The sequence below is a fragment of the Micrococcus sp. HG099 genome, assembly GCF_024723355.1.
Classification (GTDB): domain Bacteria; phylum Actinomycetota; class Actinomycetes; order Actinomycetales; family Micrococcaceae; genus Micrococcus; species Micrococcus endophyticus.
The window spans coordinates 1-6,948 of the sequence record NZ_JANQCJ010000118.1; the positions used below are offsets into that span (position 1 = coordinate 1).

General features: G+C 75.9%; 6 protein-coding genes. 3 read left to right on the top strand and 3 right to left on the bottom strand.

All coding sequences use genetic code 11. The features are described from left to right. Window positions 1–518 (bottom strand): crossover junction endodeoxyribonuclease RuvC (locus NWP10_RS09655; RefSeq protein ID WP_258300749.1); only part of this gene is annotated, 518 nt, incomplete at its 3' end. Window positions 519–598: 80 nt separating this feature from the next. Then, window positions 599–1,357, bottom strand: a complete 759-nt coding sequence (locus NWP10_RS09660) for a YebC/PmpR family DNA-binding transcriptional regulator (protein WP_017488724.1) — start codon at window positions 1,355–1,357, stop codon at window positions 599–601. Window positions 1,358–1,449: 92 nt separating this feature from the next. On the opposite strand from NWP10_RS09660, the gene NWP10_RS09665 reads away from it, so the two are divergent. Further along, window positions 1,450–3,555 (top strand): M3 family metallopeptidase, encoded by a 2,106-nt coding sequence (locus tag NWP10_RS09665; protein WP_258300750.1) that lies wholly within the window; start codon window positions 1,450–1,452, stop codon window positions 3,553–3,555. 53 nt (window positions 3,556–3,608) lie between these two features. Here the strand turns inward: NWP10_RS09665 and NWP10_RS09670 are convergent, their stop codons facing one another. Then, window positions 3,609–5,003, bottom strand: coding sequence for a S9 family peptidase (locus NWP10_RS09670; protein WP_258300751.1), 1,395 nt, complete (start codon window positions 5,001–5,003; stop codon window positions 3,609–3,611). An 88-nt stretch (window positions 5,004–5,091) separates the two neighbouring features. On the opposite strand from NWP10_RS09670, the gene msrB reads away from it, so the two are divergent. Next, on the top strand, window positions 5,092–5,622 hold the full coding sequence (gene msrB, locus NWP10_RS09675) for a peptide-methionine (R)-S-oxide reductase MsrB (protein WP_184170726.1): 531 nt from the start codon (window positions 5,092–5,094) through the stop codon (window positions 5,620–5,622). Continuing rightward, window positions 5,619–6,752, top strand: a complete 1,134-nt coding sequence (locus NWP10_RS09680) for a low specificity L-threonine aldolase (protein WP_258300752.1) — start codon at window positions 5,619–5,621, stop codon at window positions 6,750–6,752. Before msrB ends, NWP10_RS09680 begins: the two co-directional genes overlap by 4 nt. Window positions 6,753–6,948 lie beyond the last annotated feature (196 nt).

Consider the following 6,948-nt stretch of genomic DNA (forward strand, 5'->3'; position numbering starts at 1 on the left):
CGGCTCCTCGTCCCCGCCGCGAACTGCGAGCGCCCGGCCCGCGAGGCGAGGTCGGAGGTGTCCAGTCCGGTCTGCCCGGCGGCGGCGCCGAGGGCGGTGCCGCGCCAGCCGTGGGCGATCGCCAGGGCGAGCGCGTCGGCGGCGTCGGCGGGCCGCGGGGGCGCGTCGAGGCCGAGGATGCGCGTGATCATCGTGGTGACCTGCTCCTTGCCGGCGTCGCCGTACCCCGTCACCGCGGCCTTGACCTCGGAGGGGGTGTGGAGGCCCACGGGGATCCCAGCGCGGGCGGCGGCGGCGATGGCCACGCCCGCGGCCTGGGCCGTGCCGAGCACGGTGGGGGTGTTCGTGTTGGCGAACATCCGCTCCACGGCGGCGCGGTCCGGGGCGTGGGCGGTCAGGACGGCGGAGACCGCCTCGTCGATCCGCAGCAGGCGCTGGTCGAGGGAGGCGGTGGGCGGGGTCCCGGCCACCTCCACGTGGACGAGCGCGGCCCGCCGTCGTGCGTCCACGTCCACCACGGCGATCCCGCAGCGGGTGAGCCCGGGGTCGACCCCCAGGATCCGGACGACGTCGGCGGGCCGGCGCGCGCTCAGGGCGATCAGTCCTGGTCGAGCTCGGCGAGGACCTCCGGGGAGATGTCCACGTTCGAGTACACGTTCTGGACGTCGTCGAGCTCCTCGAGGGCGTCCGCGAGCTTGAGGAACGTGCCGGCGCCCTTGGCGTCCTCGAGCTCCACCTTCATGGTGGGCACGAACTCCGTCTCGTCGGACTCGTAGTCGATGCCGGCGGCGTCGAGGGCCTCGGCCACGGCGCGCAGGTCGGAGGGGTCGGAGAGGATCTCGAACTCGTCGCCGGAGAGCACGACCTCTTCGGCGCCGGCCTCGATCACGGCCTCCAGCAGCTCGTCCTCGGTGCGGCCCTCGGCGGGCAGGCGGACGACGCCCTGGCGGGTGAACAGGAAGGACACGGAGCCGGAGTCGGCCATGGTGCCGCCGTTGCGGGTGACGGCGGTGCGCACCTCGGCGGCGGCGCGGTTCTTGTTGTCCGTGAGGCACTCCACGAGGACGGCGGAGCCCTGGGGGCCGCGGACCTCGTACATGATCTCGGCGTAGTCCACGACCTCGCCGGTCAGGCCGGCGCCGCGCTTGACGGCGCGGTCGATGTTGTCGTTGGGCACCGAGGCCTTCTTGGCCTTGGACACGGCCAGGTCGAGGGCCGGGTTGCCGGCGAGGTCGGCGCCGCCGGCGCGGGCCGCGACCTCGATGTTCTTGATGTACTTCGCGAACGCCTTCGCGCGCCGCGCGTCGATGACGGCCTTCTTGTGCTTGGTGGTGGCCCACTTGGAATGCCCTGCCATCACGCCTCCTCGGTGTCGTCTGCTGGCTCGACGGCCCAGTCTAGCGATGCCCGGTGGGGTGGCACGGATCACGGCTGGCTACACTCGCGGCCATGACCCTCACCCCCGCGTCCTCCGCCCTGCCCGCCGACCACCCGCTGGCGACCCCCTCCGAGCTGCCCTACGGGATGCCCGACTTCTCCGCCGTCACCGACGCGCAGCTGGCCGAGGCCGTGCGCGCCGGCATGGCCGCCCAGCGCGCCGAGGTGGAGCAGATCCTCGGCGCCGCGACCGCGCCGACCTTCGAGAACACCGTCCGCGCGTTCGAGCTCTCGGGGCAGCTGCTGCGCCGCAGCGCCGCGATGTTCTTCACCCTCGTGAGCGCGGACGGCACGGACGCCCGCCAGGGCCTGGCCGAGGAGCTCTCCCCCGAGCTGGCGGCGCACGAGGACGCGCTGCTGCTGGACCCGCGGCTGGCCGAGCGGGTGGCGGCGATCGACGGCGCCGGGCTGACCGGCGAGGACGCCCGCCTGCTCGAGGTGCTGCGCCGCCGCCTGGACCTGGCCGGCGCCGGCCTGGGCGAGGCGGAGCGGGCCGAGCTGGGCCGGATCAACACGGAGCTGGCCGGGCTCACGGCCGCCTACACCCGCCGCCTGGTGGCGGACACCGCCGAGCGCGCCGTGCTCGTCACCGACCGCGAGCGCCTGGCGGGCCTGTCCGAGGACGATCTGGCCTCGGCCGCGGCGGCGGCCCGGGAGGCCGGCCACGGTGGCGCCGACGGGGAGGGCGGGGACGAGGCCGGCCCGTGGCTGCTGACCCTGTCCCTGTTCACCTCCCAGCCGTGGCTGGCGTCCCTGGAGGACGAGGCGCTGCGCCGCGAGGTGTTCGAGGCCTCGGTGGGCCGCGGCGCCGCCGGGGACCACGAGACGCTGTCCACCGCGATGGAGGTCGTGCGGCTGCGCCTGCGCAAGGCCCGGCTGCTGGGCTCGGCGTCGTGGGCGGAGCACGCGCTGAAGGACCGCGCCGCTCCGTCGACGACGGCGGTGGAGGAGCTTCTGGCCACGATGGCCCCGCGCGCGATGGCCAACGCCCGGACGGACGCGGCGACGGCGGCCGCGCACGCCGGCCGGGTCGGCGGCGCCGTGGCCCCGTGGGACTGGCCGGCGCTGTCCGCGGCGTACGCGCGGGAGCGCTTCGCGGTGGACGCCGGCGCCCTGCGCCCGCACTTCGAGCTGGACCGGGTGCTGCACGCGGGCGTGTTCGCCGCGGCCACGGCGCTGTACGGGATCACCTTCGAGGAGCGCCCCGAGCTGGCCGGGCGCCTGTACCGGCCGGGGATCCGGGTGTTCGAGGTGCGGGACGAGGACGGCGCCGGCGTCGGGCTGTTCGTGGCGGACCTGTTCGCCCGGTCCACGAAGTCCGGCGGCGCGTGGATGCACACCGTGCGGGACGCCGCGGACGCCCTGGACGAGCGCCCGGTGGTGTTCAACACCATGAACGTGCCCGCCCCGGCCCCGGGCCGCCCCGCCCTGCTCACGCTGGACGAGGCCACCACCCTGTTCCACGAGTTCGGCCACGCGCTGCACGGGCTGCTGGCGAAGGGCGAGTACGTCTCGCTGTCCGGCACCCACGTGCCGCGCGACGTCGTCGAGTTCCCCTCCCAGGTGAACGAGGTGTGGCTGCGCGAGCCGGCGCTGCTGGCCGAGTACGCCCGCCACGTGGAGACCGGTGAGCCGCTGCCCGCCGGCACCCTCGAGCGGCTCGAGGCCGCGGACCTGTGGGGCGAGGGCTACCGCACCGTGGAGTACTTGGGCGCCACGCTCGTGGACTGGGCCTGGCACAGCCTGACCGAGGACACCGTGGAGGCGGCCACCGCGGACCCGGCGGCGTTCGAGCGCCGGGTGCTGACCGAGGCGGGGATCGACCCGGAGCTGGTGCCTCCGCGCTATGGCACGGGCTACTTCAAGCACATCTTCGGCAACGACTACGCGGCCGGCTACTACTCGTACATCTGGGCGGAGGTGCTGGACGCCGACGCCGTGGAGTGGTTCCGGGAGCACGGCGGCATGACCCGCGAGAACGGCCGCCGCTTCGCCGAGGAGCTGCTCTCCCGGGGCGAGACCCGCGACCTGCTGGAGTCCTACCGCGCGTTCCGCGGCCGGGACGCGGAGCTGGAGCCGCTGCTGCGCCGTCGCGGGCTGGTGGACGCGGCCGCCTGACGGGCGACGTCGGCCCCTCGCCCCGGGCACGTCCGCGAGCGCGGCCTCCGGCGTCAGCGCTCCGCGGCGCCGGGGCGGTCCGCGTTCAGCACCGCGCGCAGCCAGCCGCGCACGGTGGTGTCCCAGCGCTTGGGGTCGACGTTCTGCTCGCGGGTGTGCCGGGCCTGGTGGAAGCGGACGAACCGCACGAGCCCGGGGTTGCGCTCGGCGAGGTCCTGGGAGGGGCCGACGGGCACGTACTCGTCGTCCTCGGAGTGAATGATCAGGGTGGGCACGCGCACGTGCTCGGCCCGGGTCACCCAGTCGAGGGACTTGAGGTCCACGGGGGCGGCCAGGCCGGTGATGAAGCGGCCGGCCCGGTTGGAGAGCAGCCACTGCCCGAGCACGCCCACGGCCTCGGGAATGCGGTTGAGCCGCGCCTGGTGCTGCAGCACGTCCACCCAGTCCACCACGGGGCCGGTGAGGACCACGCCGCGCACGTGGGGGGCCAGGTCGGAGCGGTCCACGGCCTGCAGGACCACGGCCCCGCCCATGGACCAGCCGAACAGCACGACGTCGCTCGCCCCGTTGTCCAGGGCGTACCGGATCGCCGCCTCCACGTCCTCCCACTCGGTGGTGCCCAGGCCGTACCGCGAGTCGGCGGCGTCGGGGGCGTCGCCGTCGTTGCGGTAGGAGATCAGCAGCGAGGTCATGCCGAGGCGCTGCGCGGTGGGGACGGTGCGGATGCCCTCGTTGCGGCGGGCGCCGCGGCCGTGGACCATGATCGCCCACATCCCCGCGGCGGGCCGGGCCGGACCGTCGTCGTCGGGGCCGGGGCACACGAGCCAGGCAGGCGCGTGGCCGCCGGGCACGGGCACGAGCACCTCCTCGGCGTCGAGGCCGGCATCGGCGGGCGTGGGGTAGACGAATCCGGTGAGCCGGCCGCGGGTCGCCGCGGCCAGGTCGCCGGAGTAGACCTCCTCGACCACGCGCTGCACGGTGCCGTCGCGCGGGTCGAAGGAGGAGATCCTCCCGATGCGCGCGCAGCCCGCGCCGCCGTCGAAGGTCAGCGAGTACACGCCGGGGACGGTGGTGTACTCGTCGGCCTGCAGGATCACCTCGGGTCCGGTGGGGGTGTCGACGACGGCGAGCACCGCCGTCGTCTCGGTGTGGCGGCGCACCGGGGTCACCACGGTGCGGGCGAACACGCCCGCGAGCGCGGAGCTGGCCCCGGCGAGCACGAAGGCGGAGGAGGCCAGGACGCTGAGCACGGGCGGAGTCCAGCGGGCCAGGGGCGAGGCCGCCTTGACGCCGGTGCGCACGGAGCCGCGCACCAGCCGGCCGGCGCGCCGCGTCCGGGAGTCGCCGTCCGCCCGGGCCGGGGCCAGGACGGCGGCGGCCAGCGCGGGCCGTCCGCCGCGGCGGCGGTCGGAGGGGCGGGCGGGGAAGCGGCGTCGTGGTGCGGCCATGCGGGCCATTCTCGCCCACGGGCGGGCGCGCCCGCCAACACCTCCGCCCAGGGGGAACACGCCGCGCTTCTGCGCCGTTGTACCGGCCATGACCGACACCCCGCAGACCCCCCAGGACCCTGACCGCACCGACGCCGCCCAGGCGAGCCCCGTCGTCGGGCACGGCGCGGGCGCCCCGCGCGGCGCCCGACTCACGGACGAGGAGTGGGCCCGCCGCCTGACCCCGGAGGAGTTCCAGGTGCTGCGCCGGGCCGGCACCGAGCGCGCCTACACCGGCGAGTACTGGGACTCCCACGTGCAGGGCGTCTACGCGTGCCGCGCGTGCGGGGCGGAGCTGTTCCGCTCGGACGAGAAGTTCGACTCGCACTGCGGCTGGCCCTCGTTCTTCGCGCCGCTGGCCGAGGACCGGGTGGAGTACCTCAAGGACACCACCCTGGGCATGGAGCGGGTGGAGGTGCGCTGCGCCGCGTGCGGCTCCCACATGGGCCACGTGTTCGCCGGCGAGGGCTACGACACGCCCACGGATCTGCGCTACTGCATCAACTCGATCTCCCTGCGCCTGGCCCCGGCGGACGCGTCCGGCGCGGGCTCGGACGACGACGCCGCGGGCCGCGCGTGAGCGCCGGCGCCCCCGCCGCGGGGCTGCGCGCCTTCGCGTCGGACAACTACGCGGGCGTCCACCCGGACGTCTGGGCGGCGCTGGTCGACGTGGACGCGGACCACGCGCCCGCGTACGGGGCCGACCCGCACACCGAGCGGCTCCAGGAGGCCGTGCGGGAGGCGTTCGACGCCCCCGATGCCGTCGCGCTGCCGGTGTTCAACGGCACCGGTGCCAACGTGGTCGCCCTCCAGTCCATGCTCCCGCCGTGGGGCGCGGTGGTGGCCGCGGACACCTCCCACATCCACCATGACGAGGGCGGCGCCCCCGAGCGCATGGGCCGCACCAAGCTGTTCACCGTGCCCACCCCGGACGGGCGGCTCACCCCGGAGCTCGTGGACCGCGAGGCCCACGGCTGGGGCTTCGTCCACCGGGCGCAGCCGGCCGTGGTGGAGATCGCCCAGGTCACGGAGCTGGGCACCGTCTACACGCCCGAGCAGGTGCGCGCCCTGGCCGACCACGCGCACGGCCACGGCATGGGTCTGTACATGGACGGGGCGCGGCTGTTCAACGCGGCCGCGGCCCTGCAGCTGCCCCTGTCCGCCTTCACCACGCACGCCGGCGTCGACGTCGTCTCCCTCGGCGGGACGAAGGCCGGCGCGCTGGGCGCGGAGGCCGTCGTCGTGCTGCGCCCCGAGGCCGTGACGCTCGCGTCCCTGGTGCCCGAGCGGGACCTGCCCGCCGACGCCGGGCCCAGGGAGCGGGCGCGGCTGGCGGTGGAGTACGTCCGCAAGTCCTCCATGCAGCTGGCCTCGAAGATGCGCTACGTCTCGGCCCAGCTCACGGCCCTGCTCGAGGGCGACCTCGGGATCCGCCTGGCCGGACACGCCAACACGATGGCCCGCGAGCTGGCCGGGCGGGTGGCCGGGATCGAGGGCGTCGAGGTGGCCCGCGCCCCGGAGGCGAACGCCGTGTTCGCGGTGCTGGACCCGCAGGCCGCCGACCGCGCCCGGGTCCGGCACCCGTTCTACGACTGGGACGCGGCCCGCCACGAGGTGCGCTGGATGACCTCGTGGGACACCACGGCCGCGGACGTGGACTCGTTCGCCGCGGCCCTGGGAGCGGCGCTCTCCCCCGGTCGGCGCGGGTGAGCACGGTGCTCCGGAGCCGGCACGGCGCGCCACCGGCGTCGGCCGGGCCCGGCGGCCTAGGCTGGCGTCCATGACCGTCATCGGCCCCCGTCGCCTCGCGCCCGTCACCGAGCCGCGCGGCGCCGTCGCGCCGGCCCCGGCCCCGCTGCCGGAGGTGTTCCGCCGGGCCCTGGCGGACCTGCGCACCGCGCGGCCG

Excerpts from the sequence above, each read along its gene's own strand:
- NWP10_RS09660 (WP_017488724.1), bottom strand. The coding sequence starts at position 1,357 with ATGGCAGGGCATTCCAAGTGGGCCACCACCAAGCACAAGAAGGCCGTC.
- NWP10_RS09665 (WP_258300750.1), top strand. The coding sequence starts at position 1,450 with ATGACCCTCACCCCCGCGTCCTCCGCCCTGCCCGCCGACCACCCGCTG.
- NWP10_RS09670 (WP_258300751.1), bottom strand. The coding sequence starts at position 5,003 with ATGGCCGCACCACGACGCCGCTTCCCCGCCCGCCCCTCCGACCGCCGC.
- msrB (WP_184170726.1), top strand. The coding sequence starts at position 5,092 with ATGACCGACACCCCGCAGACCCCCCAGGACCCTGACCGCACCGACGCC.